The organism is Vulcanisaeta souniana JCM 11219, from assembly GCF_026000775.1.
GTDB classification, from domain to species: Archaea; Thermoproteota; Thermoprotei; order Thermoproteales; family Thermocladiaceae; genus Vulcanisaeta; species Vulcanisaeta souniana.
This window is the reverse complement of the sequence record NZ_AP026830.1, coordinates 626,671-644,672: the sequence shown is the minus strand read 5'-3', so window position 1 is coordinate 644,672 and position 18,002 is coordinate 626,671. Positions and strand designations below refer to the sequence as shown.

18 protein-coding genes are annotated in these 18,002 nt (G+C 46.9%); 4 read left to right on the top strand and 14 right to left on the bottom strand.

From position 1 onward, the window contains the following. Positions 1 to 343: 343 nt before the first annotated feature. The 8 genes from cobM to Vsou_RS03385 are packed head-to-tail and all read right to left on the bottom strand — an operon-like array spanning position 344 to position 7,060. Complete coding sequence (gene cobM, locus Vsou_RS03420) at positions 344 to 1,144, bottom strand: precorrin-4 C(11)-methyltransferase (protein WP_188602598.1); 801 nt, start codon at positions 1,142 to 1,144, stop codon at positions 344 to 346. An 18-nt stretch (positions 1,145 to 1,162) separates the two neighbouring features. Further along, the gene (locus Vsou_RS03415; protein WP_188602599.1) at positions 1,163 to 1,864 is read right to left on the bottom strand and encodes a cobalt-factor II C(20)-methyltransferase; all 702 of its coding nucleotides are present in this window, start codon (positions 1,862 to 1,864) and stop codon (positions 1,163 to 1,165) included. Positions 1,865 to 1,869: 5 nt separating this feature from the next. Then, positions 1,870 to 2,529: a precorrin-6Y C5,15-methyltransferase (decarboxylating) subunit CbiT gene (gene cbiT / locus Vsou_RS03410; RefSeq protein WP_054844052.1), complete on the bottom strand. Its 660-nt coding sequence runs from the start codon at positions 2,527 to 2,529 to the stop codon at positions 1,870 to 1,872. Next, complete coding sequence (cbiD, locus tag Vsou_RS03405; RefSeq protein WP_188602600.1) at positions 2,522 to 3,574, bottom strand: cobalt-precorrin-5B (C(1))-methyltransferase CbiD; 1,053 nt, start codon at positions 3,572 to 3,574, stop codon at positions 2,522 to 2,524. The genes cbiT and cbiD overlap by 8 nt, the downstream gene beginning before the upstream one ends. Further along, positions 3,571 to 4,302 (bottom strand): precorrin-3B C(17)-methyltransferase, encoded by a 732-nt coding sequence (locus Vsou_RS03400; protein WP_188602601.1) that lies wholly within the window; start codon positions 4,300 to 4,302, stop codon positions 3,571 to 3,573. Before Vsou_RS03400 ends, cbiD begins: the two co-directional genes overlap by 4 nt. Next, entirely contained in the window at positions 4,292 to 5,329 is a 1,038-nt protein-coding gene (locus Vsou_RS03395) for a precorrin-8X methylmutase (RefSeq protein WP_188602602.1), read from the bottom strand. Before Vsou_RS03395 ends, Vsou_RS03400 begins: the two co-directional genes overlap by 11 nt. 43 nt (positions 5,330 to 5,372) lie before the next feature. Further along, positions 5,373 to 6,044: a precorrin-6y C5,15-methyltransferase (decarboxylating) subunit CbiE gene (gene cbiE, locus Vsou_RS03390; RefSeq protein ID WP_188602603.1), complete on the bottom strand. Its 672-nt coding sequence runs from the start codon at positions 6,042 to 6,044 to the stop codon at positions 5,373 to 5,375. Between the two features lie 32 nt (positions 6,045 to 6,076). Further along, positions 6,077 to 7,060 (bottom strand): cobalamin biosynthesis protein, encoded by a 984-nt coding sequence (locus tag Vsou_RS03385; RefSeq protein WP_188602604.1) that lies wholly within the window; start codon positions 7,058 to 7,060, stop codon positions 6,077 to 6,079. Between the two features lie 354 nt (positions 7,061 to 7,414). On the opposite strand from Vsou_RS03385, the gene Vsou_RS03380 reads away from it, so the two are divergent. Next, positions 7,415 to 7,561: a hypothetical protein gene (locus tag Vsou_RS03380; protein WP_013337014.1), complete on the top strand. Its 147-nt coding sequence runs from the start codon at positions 7,415 to 7,417 to the stop codon at positions 7,559 to 7,561. Further along, entirely contained in the window at positions 7,539 to 8,612 is a 1,074-nt protein-coding gene (locus Vsou_RS03375) for a hypothetical protein (RefSeq protein WP_264890766.1), read from the top strand. Before Vsou_RS03380 ends, Vsou_RS03375 begins: the two co-directional genes overlap by 23 nt. Before the next feature lie 207 nt (positions 8,613 to 8,819). On the opposite strand, the gene Vsou_RS03370 is transcribed toward Vsou_RS03375, so the two are convergent. The 4 genes from Vsou_RS03370 to Vsou_RS03355 all read right to left on the bottom strand — a co-directional run bounded on the left by Vsou_RS03370 (position 8,820) and on the right by Vsou_RS03355 (position 12,884). Next, positions 8,820 to 10,322 carry a hypothetical protein gene (locus tag Vsou_RS03370; RefSeq protein WP_188602848.1) on the bottom strand — a complete coding sequence of 501 codons (1,503 nt, stop codon included), beginning with the start codon at positions 10,320 to 10,322 and terminating at the stop codon, positions 8,820 to 8,822. Between the two features lie 466 nt (positions 10,323 to 10,788). After that, positions 10,789 to 11,259, bottom strand: coding sequence for an MFS transporter (locus tag Vsou_RS03365; RefSeq protein WP_188602847.1), 471 nt, complete (start codon positions 11,257 to 11,259; stop codon positions 10,789 to 10,791). A 38-nt stretch (positions 11,260 to 11,297) separates the two neighbouring features. After that, on the bottom strand, positions 11,298 to 12,056 hold the full coding sequence (locus tag Vsou_RS03360; RefSeq protein ID WP_188602846.1) for an SDR family NAD(P)-dependent oxidoreductase: 759 nt from the start codon (positions 12,054 to 12,056) through the stop codon (positions 11,298 to 11,300). 45 nt (positions 12,057 to 12,101) lie between these two features. Beyond that, positions 12,102 to 12,884 carry a nucleotidyltransferase family protein gene (locus Vsou_RS03355; protein ID WP_188602845.1) on the bottom strand — a complete coding sequence of 261 codons (783 nt, stop codon included), beginning with the start codon at positions 12,882 to 12,884 and terminating at the stop codon, positions 12,102 to 12,104. 100 nt (positions 12,885 to 12,984) lie between these two features. On the opposite strand from Vsou_RS03355, the gene prpB reads away from it, so the two are divergent. Beyond that, positions 12,985 to 13,932 carry a methylisocitrate lyase gene (gene prpB / locus Vsou_RS03350; protein ID WP_188602844.1) on the top strand — a complete coding sequence of 316 codons (948 nt, stop codon included), beginning with the start codon at positions 12,985 to 12,987 and terminating at the stop codon, positions 13,930 to 13,932. A 54-nt stretch (positions 13,933 to 13,986) separates the two neighbouring features. Beyond that, positions 13,987 to 15,975, top strand: coding sequence for a 3-hydroxyacyl-CoA dehydrogenase/enoyl-CoA hydratase family protein (locus Vsou_RS03345; protein WP_188602843.1), 1,989 nt, complete (start codon positions 13,987 to 13,989; stop codon positions 15,973 to 15,975). A 1-nt stretch (position 15,976) separates the two neighbouring features. Here Vsou_RS03345 and Vsou_RS03340 read toward each other — a convergent pair whose 3' ends face one another. Both Vsou_RS03340 and Vsou_RS03335 read right to left on the bottom strand, forming a co-directional pair. Further along, on the bottom strand, positions 15,977 to 16,789 hold the full coding sequence (locus Vsou_RS03340) for an ABC transporter permease subunit (RefSeq protein WP_229709748.1): 813 nt from the start codon (positions 16,787 to 16,789) through the stop codon (positions 15,977 to 15,979). 4 nt (positions 16,790 to 16,793) lie between these two features. Further along, positions 16,794 to 17,903, bottom strand: coding sequence for a substrate-binding domain-containing protein (locus tag Vsou_RS03335; RefSeq protein WP_054843424.1), 1,110 nt, complete (start codon positions 17,901 to 17,903; stop codon positions 16,794 to 16,796). Between the last annotated feature and the right edge of the window lie 99 nt (positions 17,904 to 18,002).

The window sequence follows — 18,002 nt, the reverse complement described above, 5'->3', positions numbered from 1 at the left end:
TGGTCCTTAATCATTACTGAGCTTTATAACTACCATACGGCTGTTAGGCCTGTTTTTCAATGCTCTGGTTTCTGGGTTAATTATGATACGTCGATTAGTAGGTCGTTAATTATCTCTGTGACTACGTAACCCTCCCCACCATATAGGCTTAATTTAGCATACGATAAGCTAAGCTTAATGACTTCCCCAAGTGATCTTGTGCTTATTAGTACATCACCTCATTAAGCTTGCATCCGCAAGGCTCTGAACCAACTCCATTTATCTCGGCTTTAGCCAAGCCATGTCCACGTTTTTACTTATTACAATGACATGTATTGAGCTTTTCATGCCTTAGTCCACCGTTTTACTCAGTGTCTACGCTGTTGATCTTAGGCTTTGGTCTAAAGCTGTGGGTGTGCCTTGGGTCGTAGACGCTCGATCTTACCGGCGTGTCCAGGATGGATGGGTCTGCGGCCTTACCCACTATTATCACGGAGTCCTTGGTTATCCTAGCCCTCTTGACCTTCTCGGCGATGTCGGACAGTGTTCCCCTAATTATCACTTGGTCGGGCCACGTCGCCTTGTAAACCACCGCGACCGGCGTATCATCGGGCACGCCGGCCTCCCTCAACTCCTTAACCACCTTATCGATTAGGTGAACACCGGTGTATATGGCCATCGTCGCGCCTATGAGCATTGCCTTGGCGAAGTCCTTTATTGAGCCCTGCATCGTCACCCTAGCCGAGGCCCTGGTTATGATTAGGGTCTGGGCAACCTTGGGTAAGGTTAACTCAATGCCCAGCACGGCGGCCGCGGCCAACGCCGCGGTGACCCCAGGCACCACCTCATACGGTATGCCGGCCTCCCTAAGCGCGATAATCTCCTCAAGTAGTGCGCCGTATATGCTCGCATCACCCGACTTAAGCCTAACCACCAGCTTACCCTCCCTGGCCCTGGTGACCATTATATCCACGATCTCCTCAAGCGTCATTGAAGCACTATTATGAATCTCCGCGCCTGGCCTAGCCCACCTAAGCACATCCGGATTTACCAAGGAGCCCGCGTAAATAACTACGTCGGCCTGCTGCAGGTACTTCATACCCTTCACGGTAATGAGTTCCGGATCACCAGACCCGGCCCCAACGAAGACCACCTTCCCAACCATCGATGTAGGATCATTATCCTACTTATAAATCCTTCTAGCTATGACTAGTGAGAAGTAGTCCCTAGGCAACTCACCACTTGGCTCATTAATTATTAACTCACCATCCATATAGCACCGCCTGGCGTAAGTCACGGAATACTCATAATTCCTAAGTAGCGAGGCGACCCTGCCCATGTCCGCACTCCCCTTGAGTACTATTATCGTGTCGGCAAAGCCCGTAGCCCTCATTAAGCCCTCGATATCGTCACCCACAAGTATGACTATCGACTCATCACCAACCGCTAAATTAACACCGGCCCTGGCAGCGCATGCCATTATTGAGGAGACCCCAGGCACAATTATGGGTTCGTAATCGCAGTCAATGAATGGCTTAATCCTATAGAAGGTACTGTATAGAGATGAGTCACCAAGCACCACAAACGCCGCACTACCATACCTACGTAACCCATCGCATATGGCCCTGGCATTCCCCATTAATACCTCCTTACTTGGTTCCTTAACCATGGGAAAACCGAGGAACACCACCTGGGTGTCTGGGCCAATGTACTTACTGACTATGGTGTACGCCAAACTCCTATTGCTACTAGTGGAGTAAGGTATGAACACAAGCTTAACCTTACGAAGTACCTCGGCACCCATGACCGTGATTAATCCTGGATCGCCAGGCCCTAACCCAATGACGTATAGCTTAGGCACTTCATTACTAAGCTCTTTGCCCACCCTAATCACCGCTGTTTAATGGCGTCCTTAATGCTTACCACCGAGGATACCCGCCCACACCTATTCTTCTCGCCAGCTATTATGAATATTGGGTTTCTCGAGAGCATTACGGTGCCAACGCCAGTCCTCAGGCCCTTGGCTATAACGACTTCTGTGACCTCCACGTTCACGAAGCCTAACTCGGCCATGGTCGCCAGGGCCAGCGATGCGTTCTCCAGGGTTATTGCATCAATTACTAGGCGACCGCCCACGCTTAATTTACCACACACGCCCACGATTATGTCCCTCAACCTACCACCACTACCACCTACGAACGCGGCATCCACCTCACCAGGCACTTGATTTAATGCTTCAGGTGCCTCACCATGTATGACAATGACCCTATCACTCACACCAAACCTAATGGCGTTTCTCCGCGTGAGTTCCACGGCATTTTCGTCACTATCGATGGCGTAAACGAGGCCTCTCCTGGCCATTAGGGCGGCCTCCACAGTCACCGAGCCTGTTCCCGAACCTATATCCAGCACCCTCGAGTCCTCCCTCAGCCTAAGCTTCGAAATCACCAACGCCCTAACCTCCTCCTTAGTCATTGGGATTACCCCAACACGTTCAAATAATTCGTCAGGTATTCCAGGGGTTACGTACCGCCAGAGAGGATTACTCATGGTCGCCAACCCTCGCGAGTACCTCACCATTATCGCTAAATATCACAATCTCGAGGGAAGCATTGCCCAACTTCCTTAACCTGGTAAGCGCCCTCTCGGCTATTATCCCCATAACCCTACCCGCGGCATCACCGAGGTAATGCAAGGCCTCGCCGACCGTTTTAGAGGAGGCGATCTTACGTAGGGCCTCACCATTGATCCCAGCCATTACTGCGGCCCAGGTGATTGTCTCGATTCTCGCATCACCAGCTGAGCTGTGCGTATTTAGTAAACCGGCCGCGAGCTTAACGGCCTTCCCTGGCAACGATGCCACGACTACCTTACGGAAGCCCAGCCCAATGGCCTCCCTAACCGAGGCGCCTACTAAATCGCCGACCTTGACCACGGGTAGGTCGTAAATGGCCTTGGCGAAGTTAACAGCCCTATTGCCTGAGGCGATCACCACGCCATCACTATCCCTCCTTAAAGCCATTAATTGAACCTTTATGTGTTGTATGAAGGACTCATCACTTACGGGCCACTCGATACCCGTCGTCCCGAGTATGGATATGCCACCGATTATACCGACATCCTCATTCATCGTGAACCTAGCCAACTCCTCACCGTTGGGCACCTCAATGATTACTTCAACACCCGAGCTTACGACTTCCCTAACCGCATTCTCAATCATGAGCTTAGTCGTGGGGCTAATGGCTGACTCACCCATAGGAATGCTTAAGCTTGGCCTCACGACCTTACCCACGCCACGCCCACCTACAATCCTTATTGTCCCTTCGCCTATTGGATGCACGCAGGCCCTGATCACGGCGTTATCCAGCTTGTCGGGGTTATCACCGGCGATTTTACGCACATCAGCACATACATAGCCGCCCTCCGTGAAGACCCTATCGACGGCTACCTCAAGCCTGAGGCCAACGGGTGTTGGTATGGTGACGCTGTTGGACATTACGCCTTTAATTAATGCTATAACCGCCGCCTTCGCGGCCGCCGCGGCGGCAGCCCCCGTGGTTATGCCAAAGCGTTTAAAGTAATCAATCACACTCATACCCTGTAGCCCCTCGGCGTTATCATGAGCCCTCTGTAAACATAGGTTCTTGAGTTACCTATTATTAATGTCGTATTCATATCCACGGCCTCCAAATACCTCATCCAGTTACCTAGGTTTGTCGTTAGCACGAACTCGCCATCCCTATAGGCATTCCTGACAATGCCCACTGGCGTTGATGCACTTCTGAACGTGGATATTAGGTTCATGGCCTTAACAAGCACGTCCTTACTGATCAGGTTATACAGGGCAATCACGAAGTCACCGCCCGCGGCTGCCTTAACCCTCATCATGATCTCCTCATCATTAACCAATAGGTTGCTTAGGTTTATGACCGCGAAATCCATGTTTAAGGGCGCGCCCAACCTAGCGGCCGCTGCGAGGGCCGCGGTGACTCCTGGTATTATGGTAGGCCTTAGGTCGAGCCCCTCCTTATTTAGTAACTCGAGGACAAGGCTCGCCAACCCATAGACCTGGGGATCACCACCACTCACCAGCGATACCACATGGCCATCGAGAGCCTTCTCAATGGCTAGCCTAGCCCTCATGACCTCCTCATGCATTCTCGATCTAACCACTTCCTTACCATTGATTAAATCGCTAATTAGATTTACATACGTGTTATAGCCAATAACCACGTCACTATCTCTAATGGCGTTAATGGCAGCCACAGTCCTTAGTTCAGGGCTTCCCGGTCCAATGCCGACTACATAGAGCTTACCAACCATGTCTCCTCCTCACCATACTAATTAATTCATTGAATACGGCCGCAGCCACATTACTACCTCCGTACGTGCCCCTCACGACTATGCTTGGTATTCCAATTTTGATCAAATCCTCCTTGGCGTTCGCAGCGTTGGTAAATCCTGGCGGTGATGCAATTACCATGGGGACCTCGAGACCCTCCCTAATTAACCTAAGTACTTCAACGAGGGCCGTGGGTGAATTACCAATGATGGGCATTGCGGGTTTGTACTTACTCAGTGCTATCCTCATTGACGCCGCAGCCCTCGTGATGCCGAGCTCATTTGTCAATTTAATGGTCTCTGCATCATCTATTAAAGTCACCGTGTTGCCCCATCTAAGGCCTGCCATCACCATTTTAGTATCGGCAACCACCGTGACGCCGTTGTTCACTAATTCCTTAAACACGTCAGGTACCCTTGGGTCAACATGGACGTACTTAACAAGGGCTGGGTTGCCCGTGGCAAATACTGCCTTTGCCACTAGCCTAATGAGTACCTGGTCATCAGTATTAAGCTCCCTACGGACTAATTCAATCACTTCATTCATGCTATTTCTTTCAATTTCTTCAGAATCCATGACGTACCTAGTCAAGTACGTGGGTACGTCCAGGGCATTGATTATCCTTGAAAGCAACGCCTCCCTAACAAGTACGGAGTCAATTAATGGCTTGGTAACGTAAGCCTCAAACTCGTAACCGCCCCACGATGCCCTAACCCACTTATTAAACTCCTGAATGCTTAAGGACCCCATTATGTCCTTAATCACGTGATTCCCCGGGCCTAGGAATGCCAGAGCAATGATTATGCGCTTAATACCACGGCTTAGATGCTCCCTTAGCACATCCCTCCAATTGGGGCTTGAGTATTCATTATGGGCAATGCTTACACGTGCTATTAAACCCAAGCCACTGAGCCGATCCTCAACATAATTCTCTAAGTCATTAAACCAATCCAGGAACTCAGACCTACGGGACCCGTGGGTTATTATAAGTATCGATATAGGATTCATATCCTACTTAAAACCCGGATAGAAATCCTATTTAAAAGAATTACTAATCACGGTCACAGGGCGGTATCACCATTATCGTCAAATCACTAAACTCATTACTCAGACTTAATATGTACGAAGCCCTGGTCCTTGTAATTCTTTGATTATTGTATGTGGCTCTCTCAATTATTGTGGTCTCAGGGTCGCAGTCCAGGTCTAGTAGTGCCTTGGCGATGAGCTGTGGGCCGTGTGGGTATGGGGGCGGTAATACAATTATGTATCTCCTCAGTACCCTTAGTATGGTTTTAAGCTCCTCAAGCCTATCGTCTAGAGAACCCCTCACATGCAATGATACTAACACGGAGGAGTCCAGGTCGATACCAAGCATTCCTAATATCGCATTTACCGAGGAGACCCCTGGCACAACCTCGTATGTAACTCCGTACTCCCTACACAGCCGCGTGACCTTTGCCATTAGCTGCGACTCCGACACGGAGGGATCCCCATGCATGAGCAGTGCTGCGTCGTCATTAACCGCATTCGCTATCAATTCCCTAAGGCCCTCGGTCTCATCCTTATAGCTGAGCTTTATGACCTTCTTATTGATTAAGTACTCGCTGAATCTATCAAGCACACTGCCCCAACCAGCCACCACGTTAACTGAACGTAGTATGTCAAGACCCTTAACGGTTATCAACCTTGGATCGCCAGGCCCCACGCCGATTATGTAAAGCATTCAAGCATGGTTCTATGCCCGGCTTTTAAGCGTTAGACCCTCGCTACGGCTACCGTAACCCTACCAACAACTATCTTCCTAAGAAGCAGTGAAGTCCCTCCAGCAGCCAACGCCGCGAGTTCAGCAACACCCCTAACGCCTAACCTCCTCAATTCGTCACTCGGCGGTGTGGCGCACCCATGATTTACCCTCTCCAATTCATCAATACTCACTAACCTAAAGGGCAGACCTAACGCCTTAGCTGCTTCACCAACCTTCGGCTTTATTGAGACCACGGCCAAGACCCTATCAGCCCCAATACCGAGCCTATCTAACGCAGTTCTTATGGCCTTAATTACCTCATCAATACCGGCCTCATTCATAAGCCCAACCCCAATGACTACCTTATACGGCACGCACTGCAGCACCCTGATGCCCTTCAACGATTGATGGGAATCGCCCACGACGATGGCGTGTTTACACCCTGCATTAACCCCAATCACGTAGCTACCCCTTACTTTCTTTGGCAATTCATTAATGCCGATGATGCATATGGGCTTATTACTAAGGAGCGCCGAGTAGAAGTTCGGCAACTCCTCTGTGTTGGCAATGTCACAATGAAGTAGCCTAGCCAACTCCTCAATGTTTGTGACGCCCATGTACTCGGCGGCTGTGGTTATCACGGCCTCAGCTCCCATTAGCCTGGCAATCGCCTCGGCAACCTCATTGGCGCCCCAATGGGCGCTCAATATGGGTATTACGTACCTACCCCCATCATCAATCACAACCACTGCTGGATCCACAACCTTAGACTTAGCATACTTACAGACCAGCCTGACGGCACCACTCAACGCCATCGCCAGGACTATGGCGTCAAAGCAGTCCCAGTACCTACCCAAATCACCGTCGTACTTAATCATCGCCGTCGGCACGCCAGCCCCCCTCAACAACCTAAATAGCCTATTGGCGGTATCAGCACCGGAATCGCTCGCATAAACAATGAGCACACCCCTCCATAATCTCTCCAGGATAGACACGATATAGGATAGCAATCCTATTTATAAGCTTATAAATACACGCCGGAATTAATAGATAACGCCTAACTACTCACTTACTTACTATCATAACGCCTAAAGAACACGTAGTAAAGTACCGGATCAAGCAATGCTATGCTACCGTTTGCCCGGGAGTGGTTTTGACCACCCTCGGGTTCATCACGGCTCCTCAATCCCCTGCCCCCCGCCTGCGGGAGCTGTGCTCCCATCGGCGAAGAGCGGTTCATGCCACGGTCCCCCTCACCTAGTTCATCGAGTTCATCCCTGCTATAATATCACTTTTTACAGAAGAGTTTATAAGTTTTTCTGTAGTAATTCTTCGTGGTGTAGAGAACTATGCCTGAAGAATACGTGTTTCACGCTAGGATTTCGAAAACGAGCCACGGACTACTGTGCATATACATACCGAAGGGGCTCAGCTCGAAGATGCAACATCTACATAGGAGAGAGGTGATAATACGTGTCACAGTACCAGATGAGTGATGATGTGGTTGATGCAACACCACTTATAAAGTATGTTACCGTTATCGGTAGACTAGTCCCCATTTCGTCGGAGGACTACATGAAGTTAGTTAGGCTGGCATATGATTTCAAGAAAGCGGTACTTTACGCCACAAGAATGATAGCCAAAGGCATAGATGCTAACTCTATCCTCAGGGAACTCAGGTCAATGCTTAACAAGGCTTATGGTGACTCAGCGTACAAGGTTGCAAAGGCAATTGTAGAAGGATGTGAATATAGCAATGGCAATCCAAGGCATATCAAGATAAAGAGGCTTTTCATTGTAAGCGATGGTGAAGCATCTAGGCTTGGAAACCGAAACATTAGGTTAGAGTCTGTAGGTGTAGTCAAGATTAAGTATCCCTACGATAGCTCATGGCTCACCTTCAAAGCTTTATTCGGCAGAGAGTACTTACCGCTAGTTGCAGAACTGGTGGAGCTTGCTAGGCAGAAGAGGGTTAGCTATGGGGCTAGAGTAGTGTTTAGGGATGGTAGGATATATCTGCACCTCTCTGTGCCGTTAGAGCTATACCTAAAGTTCTTTAGGAAGGGAGGGGCTGGGGGAAGCCTTGTTGCGGGATTCGACTTGAACAGCGATAGGATAAACATGGTGATAGTCGATAAGTGCGGGAGGATAAGGGACACCGGGACTGCGTGGTTCCCGGAGGTGACATCCCATGGATTCCCAAGAAACAAAGCCAAGACGAGGAGGCTTGAAGCACTCTCGAAATTGCTTAGGTATGCCTACTATCATGGTGTTGGTGTTGTTGTCTTTGAGAATTTGTTTGCCGTTAAAAAGAGAGTTTTTGGCAGGAATAGAATTGCAAATCGCAAGATAGCAAGATTTGCAAAAGGAGAATTGTTACGGCATGGCTTGGTTATGGCTATGAAGTACGGTTTCAGAGTGTATCTGGCAAATCCAAAGGGTACATCAAATTCTAGAGAACATGATGAGGTGATGAGGAGGTATGGGTTAGACAGACACACGGCATCAGCATACCTCATAGCCCTGAAAGGACTAAAACAACAATGAACAACCTCAGTTGATAATAAATGAATGTAAAAAGATTTCTATTAACATGAAAAAGGATTCAGCCCTAGGATCATTGATAACGAAAACTCTGCATAATCCATTAACAAGCCTGCTATCGTGCTACCCAGGCCATACGGAACCCTACGGACAAGCCCTGAGACTTAAATTTCTTGATTCTTGAAATTATTAAATTTCGTTTTTGAAAACTCATGGGCCTTGGGTGCAGTCTTGACAGTTAAACCTAGTCATTGCCCCTATTATCTTCTTTATCCTCTTAATGTTGTTTTCGTTTAATGTCTCCTCATACATACTTTTCAATACCTCGCAAACCTTGATAATTAACTCTGGGCGTTTATTTACCTCGTCTTGATTTATATAGACTTCGAATTTGCCGTTATGCCCTCTTAACCTAGCGTTAAAGCCAGCTTTTCTAAGTCTATCCTGGATCGCTACCGCATCCTCTAGCCTACTGCGCTTAATCCTTAACTCAACACGACCAGCATCTTTCACGTGCGTGTTCATCCATACGCCGCTAATGACCTCAACCATCGACCTACCCAACGGCTTAATCCTCGTTTTAGTTAGCTCGATTAAGTTCCTAAGCTTCTCCGCATCAGGCAGTCGGCTTAGATCTTCAATCAAAGTCCTAACCCTAGGTTCACTAAGCCAACTCTGAGCTAGAGTGACAGCTCTTGACGAATAGACTTTAATTTCTTTCTTATACTTATTATCGTAATCCTTAAAGTTTAAACCCATCATTCTTTTGATGATGTCTTTCCACAACTCATACTTTGATTTACCTAATATGAGCATAATTATCTTTTCCTTGGTGTTGATGCTACCATCACCTAATATTGCGAAGAGCAGAAACATTGCGAATCCATCGTTATTTAACGCGAGTACCTCCTTGGCAATCTTTACTTTACTCCCGAGCTTATGCCCGATAGCCATTAATTGCCACGTAATCTTCACATCGCTATTTTCATTAATGTTTAAGTTATGTATGCGCATATAATTTTTGCCAGGCCAAGCCATTAGCCAAGCAATGACCTGCCAGAGGTAGTTTGTGCCCATCACGGGATAGCCTCTTTCATGGATTGAACCATCCGTGAGCATTAAACCATACTGCATTGGTCTAAGCAAATCATCAAAGAATCTCGGTATATCTATGTGAATACCTTTAAGATTATTCAAGGTTAATCTAATTATTATACTACCTGACTTAGCGGTCCTTTTTACACTAATTGCTAGGTGTTCCGTGTATAGGTGTGCTATGAATGACTTAGCAGCGTTGATCGGATCTCCGCTTATTGCAATCTTCACCTCACCGCTTCTTAGCTTTTTAATTAATTCCTTAAGCTCTTTTCGATAAATCTTTAGCCAACCCTCCCTTGTTCGATTAACCAATTTAAGCATCTTCATGCCTATTTTATATACCGCCTTCCTCAACCTAGTAATATCATCATCACCTCTATTAGCCCTTGCCTTGATTTCCAGTAACCAATCACTCAGAGCATTAATCGCATAATCAAAGGGTGTGTTCTCGTCGTTTAATAACACGTCTCTGTACCTCTCGACTCGCGCTAAAAACTCATTAATTAATTTATTTACCTCCTCAATTATTTTAGGGTCTTCGATCTCCTCACCGCATTTAAGTCTCTCCGAGCCCCTTGTCCTTTTACCCCAGCATATTCTTAAGCTGAGAGTCATGGAAATATCTAAGTAATACTCACAACGTGATTAATAAGCCACTGATGAACCGGTACTGAATTAATTTAAGTACTTAATTGAAAGAAGCATGGAGTGCTTTAGTATTACCACTTAGAGGTACTTAATAGATAAATCAGAATAATTAGGAAGGGTAAAAGCACTAAGTAACGAGCCAAAGACCGTTAAGGTGAAGTGTATATGCGGAGATAAGTAAGCGAGTATGCTGTAACTTTGGACAGAGTAATAAGGTGCTTAATCGAGTTATTTAGCGAGTAATTATGTCATACTGTTACCACAGCACTAATCATTAACGCCATAAACATTACAAGTACATTAAAGCCGCTAATCCACATAATGAATCCATGAAACCACAGTGCTCTTAATCACCTAAACATTAACACTAAACTTTATAAATTATAAATTTAATTATTATATGAGCATATGAGCAAGAGTTAATATTGAATTACTATGGACGAGGCACGGAAGCCAATACGGATGTGCCATGAATAAAGTTTCCTCGGGCATGGGCGTAGTAGTAGTTGTAGTAGTTAATGTTTAATACATTGCCGAGTGATGAGGTATATCGTGTTAATTTAATTTTGAAGCTAAGTAGACCGGCGCTTCCTGTGGCTGTGCCGAATACTGACGTTATGAAGAGTAGGGCCTTATTATTGGTCACGCTGAAGATGGCCATGGAAATTACGAAGAGACTTGACATTATGATGAGGGCGTCTCTCCTACCTATTAAGTCACCGAGAAATCCAGAGGCAAGTACCAGGGTTGCTGAGGATATTGAGGTAACAAGGAAGTAGAGGCCGATGATGGCTGCCGAGAATCCAATAGACTTTAAATACAGTGGTATTACGAAGGTTAAGTAACCAAAGGCCAGGCTCCTAATGGCCCTTGACGCAATTAACAATGCAACATCTCTACGCATTTAACATCGCCTTACGGGGATACTTATTAAAGGAGTGCTTAGTCGCATGCTGTGCATTCACCGCCATCGACTACGATCGTGTGCCCGGTTATGAATGATGAGTCATCGCTAAGCAGGAAAACCACTGCCCTAGCCACCTCCTCGGGCTTGCCCAGCCTACCCATGGGTATGTAACTAATCAATTTCCTAACCTCATCACTACCCAACCAATTGACCCATCCGGTCTCTATACTGCCGAGTATCACGGCATTTACCCTAATCCTTGGCGCCAGTGAGAGGGCCATGGACTTGGTGAGGGCTATTATCCCCGACTTGGCGACTAGGTAGGGTATGCCCGTGGTATCGCCGGTCCTTGCCGTTATCGAGGCCACATTAACTATGGAACCACCATCCCTCATTAACTCAACACCAAGTTTGCTGCATAGGAATGTGCCCTTAAGGTCAACGTTTATTACTTCCTCAAAATCACCCCATGTTAATTCATGGAGTCTCTTATTCCAGATGGTTGCGGAGCCATGGCCCGCGTTGTTAACCACACCATGCAGTACCCCGTAATCCCTTTCAATTAATTCGAACATTGACTTGGCCTCGTCCTCCCTGGATACGTCGGCCCTGATCACAGATGCATCAAAGCCGTTCCTCCTTAACTCAAGCATTAATTCCTCAGTCTCCTTGGCTGAGGACCTATAGTTTATTATTACCCTGGCACCCTCCTCAGCAACTGCCCTGGCTATGGCCCTGCCGATACCCCGGGAAGCCCCCGTAACTAATATAACCCTATCCCTGAGCCTGCCCATTATTAAGTAATTAACCGCAAGCAGTAAAAGGAATTCCTCCTCTTCTCACCTTTCTTGGTTCTTCCCGTACCTATCTTCTATCACCCTCTTTATCTCATTCAATTTATCAAGAACATCCTCATGCCGAGCCCTATCAATTAGGTAATCCCAATCCACGTTACTCCACTGCGCGGCTAAAACCGCTGCGGCCCCTTCGCAGTCAGCGTCTGAAGACAAATAAACGCATGCATTCAGGCTCGTAATCACATTGTCCTCAGGCGACTCAACATAAACGTGTCCATCACCCACTCTCAACACCTTAATCCTACCCACGTATGTTACACCAACCACGTCTAGGGTTAACACACCAAAGTAATCGCTGACCCACACCCTACCCTCCCTCCTAGCGTTTATGCTTCTTAATTCCTCATGGAGTATATCCATGGCTCTCTTGGGATCCCTGGAGTCAATAATTACATCAACATCCCCAGTCCTGTAAACCCCGCCACTGTACAGTTCTGCGGCAAAGCCGCCGACAATGATGACCCTACCCACACCCTCAGACTCAAGCCTATCATTAATCCTCGCAAGGAAATTCAGCAATGAGTTTCCCTGCCCACCATCAACCCTAATACTCATTAATGCACAGTTATTATCAATGCAATTAATGAGATAGCGGGTGAATAATGACCAATCATTCACAATCATGTGATCATTGGTAATGCGTACATGATCCCTCCTCGCTATGGCGCGTGATAGGTCAATAATCATCTCAAGTCTCTCCTTAACTCGATCCGGCGGCAGCCTACGTATACCCCTTCTGTCAAATATTGACCTAGCGTTGCACATTATGTCACTACTATAGTGAATTAAGGTGGGTAATAAGGCTGAGTTTCGGCCAATCACGTCCTGTAACTACTTATTAAGGGATTATTGATTAGGCGCTGTGATGGATGCCGTATTGCTAAGGAGGAACAAAAGAGACCCGAGGGAGGTTAGGGCTTGGTTCAGGGAGAGGTTGTCAAGACCTGGCATTGTCATTGCCCCAGGGGCTTTCGACGCATTCGTCGCTTTAATGATTCAACAGCTTGGTTTCGAGGCTCTCTACGTCTCCGGTGCAGCCTTCAGTAGCTCCCTGGGCCTGCCTGACCTTGGCGTGTTTACGCTCGATGAGTTGGTTAGGTTTACTAAGTATATTACGGATGCCGTGGACATACCCGTCATTGTTGATACGGACACGGGCTTTGGCGAGACCCTAAATGTGGTTAGGACTGTTAGGGAATTCGAATCAATAGGTGCCTCGGCAATACACATTGAGGACCAGGAACTACCCAAGAAGTGCGGTCACTTGAGTGGTAAGCATGTGGTGCCTGCTGATGAAATGATTAAGAAGATTAAGGCGGCGGTCGAGGCAAGGAGAGATGGGAACTTCTTAATAATCGCAAGGACAGATGCTCGTGGTACTTATGGGCTTGATGAAGCTATTTGGAGGGCTCAGGCTTATGTTGAGGCTGGCGCGGATATAATATTTCCGGAGGCTCTCGAGAATAAGGAGGAGTTTGCTAGGTTTGCCAGGGAGGTTAAGGCGCCGTTGCTTGCTAACATGACAGAGTTTGGTAAAACGCCCTATATAGCGGCTAAGGAGTTTGAGGAGATGGGTTATAGGATAGTGATATTTCCAGTAACGACATTTAGGGTTGCCATGAAAGCCGTCAGAGATGCGTTAATTGAACTTAAGGAGAAGGGTACCCAGAAGGACCTGCTTAGTAAAATGATTAGTAGGCAGGAGCAGTATGAGGTTATTCATTACTGGGATTATGAGAATTGGGATAAGGAATTGAATGAGAGAGTAAACAAGGAATTCGTGGGAAAAATACGACTTAAGGAACAACACTAAAAGCACGTAATCACACGGTAATACTAAAATACATTGAAACTAAGGTAATTCAGTATGTCAAGTCTTAACATTAAAAGAGTCGCTGTTTTGGGGGCAGGTACTATGGGTCACGGTATAGCCGAGGTCTTCGCAATAGCTGGTTTTGAGGTTAACCTCATGGATATATCTGATGATATATTAAGGAATGCCCTTAATAGGATTCGGGACAGTCTCGAGAGACTCAGCAAGAGGGGCAAGTTAAGGGATAGTGTTGATTCTGTATTATCCAGGATACACACAACCACTAAGGTCGCTGAGGCTGTAAAGAATATTGACTTCCTGGTAGAGGCCGTACCTGAGAACGCTGATTTAAAGAAGAGCATGTTTAGGGAAGCTGATCAATATGCGCCGTCACATGCAATATTCGCATCTAATACAAGTACCATACCAATAACCGAGCTATCCGAGGCCACATCACGTAGAGAACGCTTTTTAGGACTTCATTTCATGAATCCCCCGCCTCTCATGAAGCTTGTGGAGATAACGAGAGGTAGGTACACAAGTGATGAGACTGTTAACATAACTGTTCAATTGACTAGGATACTCAATAAGGAGCCCGTCGTTGTTAATAAGGATGTGCCTGGATTCATAGTTAATAGGGTGTTGTTTAGGGTTATGCTTGAGGCTTGCCGTGAGGTGGTGCAGGAAGGCATTAAGATAATTGACCTAGACGCCATGGCGAGGAATGTGCTTGGTCTGCCAATGGGTCCCTTCGAACTCCTTGACTACATAGGCCTTGACACAAGTCTCTTCATAGTTAAGGCAATGACTGAGAGGGGGTTTAAGGCTCATCCCTGCCCATTACTCGAGGAATTAGTGAGTAAGGGTAAGCTCGGTGTTAAGTCTGGCGAGGGCTTTTACAAATATCCAGGCCCTGGCCAGTACGTAAAGCCTAAGGTATTACCTGAACAAGGCCTTGAGCTTGACCCGGTAAGGTTGATGGCCCCGGCCATTAATGAGTTGGCTTGGCTTGTTAGAGAGGGCGTGGCCACGGTAGAGGATACCGATAAGAGCGTGAAACTCGGCCTTAATTATCCATGGGGATTATCCGAGTTCGCTGATGAGGCTGGCATTGATAATATTGTCGATGCATTAACGCAACTTAAGGGCGTCAGTGGCTGGGAGGAGTATGAGCCAGACCCATTGCTGACTAACTATGTTAAGGAGGGTAGGTTGGGTAGAAAGAGTGGTAGGGGTTTCAGGGAGTATCCTGAGGTTGAGTTTAGGAGGTATGAAGAGATAATGCTCAGGATTGATCCGCCAGGTGCTTGGATAATCCTGAATAAGCCCGATAAATTGAATGTATTGACTCCGAAGATGGCTGACGAGATTGTCAATGCGCTGAGGAGTGTTGAGGATGATCCAAGGGTCAGGGTTGTGGTTATCACGGGTAGTGGCAGGGCATTCTGTGTGGGTGCTGATATTAATCAATTCCAGAATGCAACGCCAATGCAGATGTTCAAGGCGATGAGGCATTACCACTCAATGACTCTGGAGATCGAGTACTACACGAAACCCGTGATAGTGGCAATAAATGGTTATGCCCTTGGCGGCGGCCTAGAAATCGCCATGGCATGCGACATTAGGGTTGCCAGTGAGGATGCATTACTCGGCCAGCCCGAGATCAACCTGGGCATAATACCGGGCGCAGGAGGAACGCAGAGGCTTACTAGGTTAACAAACCTGGGCACTAGTAAGGAGTTAATACTCACGGGTAAGCAGGTAAGTGCCAAGGCTGCTCTTGAGTACGGTATTGTTAATAGGGTCGTGCCAAGGCACGCCCTTGAGTATGAGGTGATGAGGTGGGTTAAGGAACTAGTCTCAAAGCCACCACTAACGCTTATGCTCGCCAAGTACGCAATCAATTACGGTTATGAAGCCCCAATATGGAGCGCACTAAGCAATGAGGCCTCATTATTTGGCGTGGCAATATCGACTAAGGATGCACAAGAGGGTGTCAGGGCTTTCCTAGAGAAGAGAAGACCGAGGTTTACCGGTGAGTAAATTACCAAAGCCTAAACCTGGTCGTACCGCCACTTATCAGTTCAATCAGTACTATGATTATTATGGAGATTATCAATGATGCAGATGCATAACCAAGGGCTAAGGGCAGGCCGTAAACCTCGTATGAATACCAAATCAGTATTGGCAGTGGATATACATAATTGAATAATGGTGGATTAATTACGTAATAGGCCAGGATAACTATTGAACCAAACTCACTTAGGGCTCGACTCAAAGAGAGAAGAAATGAGGATATTAACTCTCTCCGTGCCATTGGAATGACAACTTTCGTAAATACTCCCCACCTAGTTAACCCCAGGGTTAGGCCCACATACTCATATACGGGATCAAGCCCATCAAATACCTGCCTGAGGGCGCCTATGGTTATTGGTGCCGAGACTATGAAGTACGCAGCCACTAAGCCCCATATGGTGTCCACGAGTGGTAACCTACGTATTATGGGTATTGGGGATATCGGCGATACGAGTATTAAAAGCGATAGACCAACTATAGTGTGAGGTATTGTTAATGGACTTGTTAAAAGACCACCAACAATGCTATCGATTGGTCTCGGTATTAACCCACGGGATATGGCGTAAGCGGTCGGTAATCCAAGGATCAAGGTTAGTGCCGCGGCTATCATAGCACCAAGTAGCGTCACAGTAACGCCCTCTATGAATAACGTACTTGTGAAGGCACTCATTAAGTACCCATGGCCCTCATAAAGTAATACGGCCATTGGCAGTAATAGCATTAATGAGATGAGTATTATGAATGGCGTAAATGCGTATCTCGAATTATCCAACCCAACCACCCCGTTAACCGCCATACTCAAGTAATGAGGAATTAACAAGGATCCTAATCAGAGGTGGTGCAGCGCTTACGTTGCCGTAGAATATCGCCGGCGTTAATGGCTCAATACCGAGCTTTTTCATTAATTCATGCCCACCCGGCGTTAATAGGTATATTATCAATTCCTCAGCAAGCACCTTATTAGGTGCCTGGTTGGGTATTGTCAAGGCAAGCTGAATGGGCGCGCCCTTAACCACTAAGCTCTGCCCATTAACTACTATGGTGACGTAAGCCTCACTGTAATAACCTGAGTATGCAGGGTCCCCTAAATTAACCTGAGGCGGCAGTGGGAAGTAGGGCAACCCAGCACTTTCGGCCGATGATTTGTAAATCGCGATGTCAAACCAAACCTTGCCTGTCTCAACGGGACCAAACAACTCACTGCCGGCGAGTACCTCGTAGACATTGCCCGTGCTATTAGCATAATTGAATAGGCTAACGTAGTAATTCCTCCCTAACCCCCAGTAAATGCCGGTTAACTGAAGCACCATTAATGCCCTATAGCCCTCGGGATCCGTATTCGGGTTAGACATGCCTATGGCATAGGTGCCGTAATCATGTGCCAAGTCAAGAGTTTCGTTGGAGAATATTAAGTCGAGGAATTCCTTAGTTATGATTATGGCCTCGGTATAATTACCATCCCTCAATGCCGCCTCCTCGGTCATCGTTAGGTTATTAACCGTGTTCAGTAATGGTTTGGGCATGTTGGGTGAGTATGCGATGACCATTTGATCGCTGGCGATGGCTATGTACCAACTCGTTATATTACTTGGGTATAGAAGTGACGTTAATATGTATGGGTCTATGCTTGCATAAATTGAGTATCCACTTGGGTTGAGGATGACTTGCCTTGCGGCTTGCACAGAACCCATACCCGTCACGGCCATGTTAATTCCCAACTCATTGCCCGCCTTCTTAAATAGCTGCGAGTAGAGTGAGGCGGTGATTACGCTTAGGTATTGCTGGGTCGTGGTCTTAGTTACCTGCTGTGCGTGTTGAATTGATGGTATTGAGTACCCTATTAATAAGCCCATTATTAATGAGATTATTATCGACATTACTATGCCGGCCTTCATTACGTTATGGTCCATAATGCGCTTATTTTAAGATAGCATACCCATTAATTCACGTAATTGACAATACATAAAGTATTTTTAAATTAATTTAACATGGAA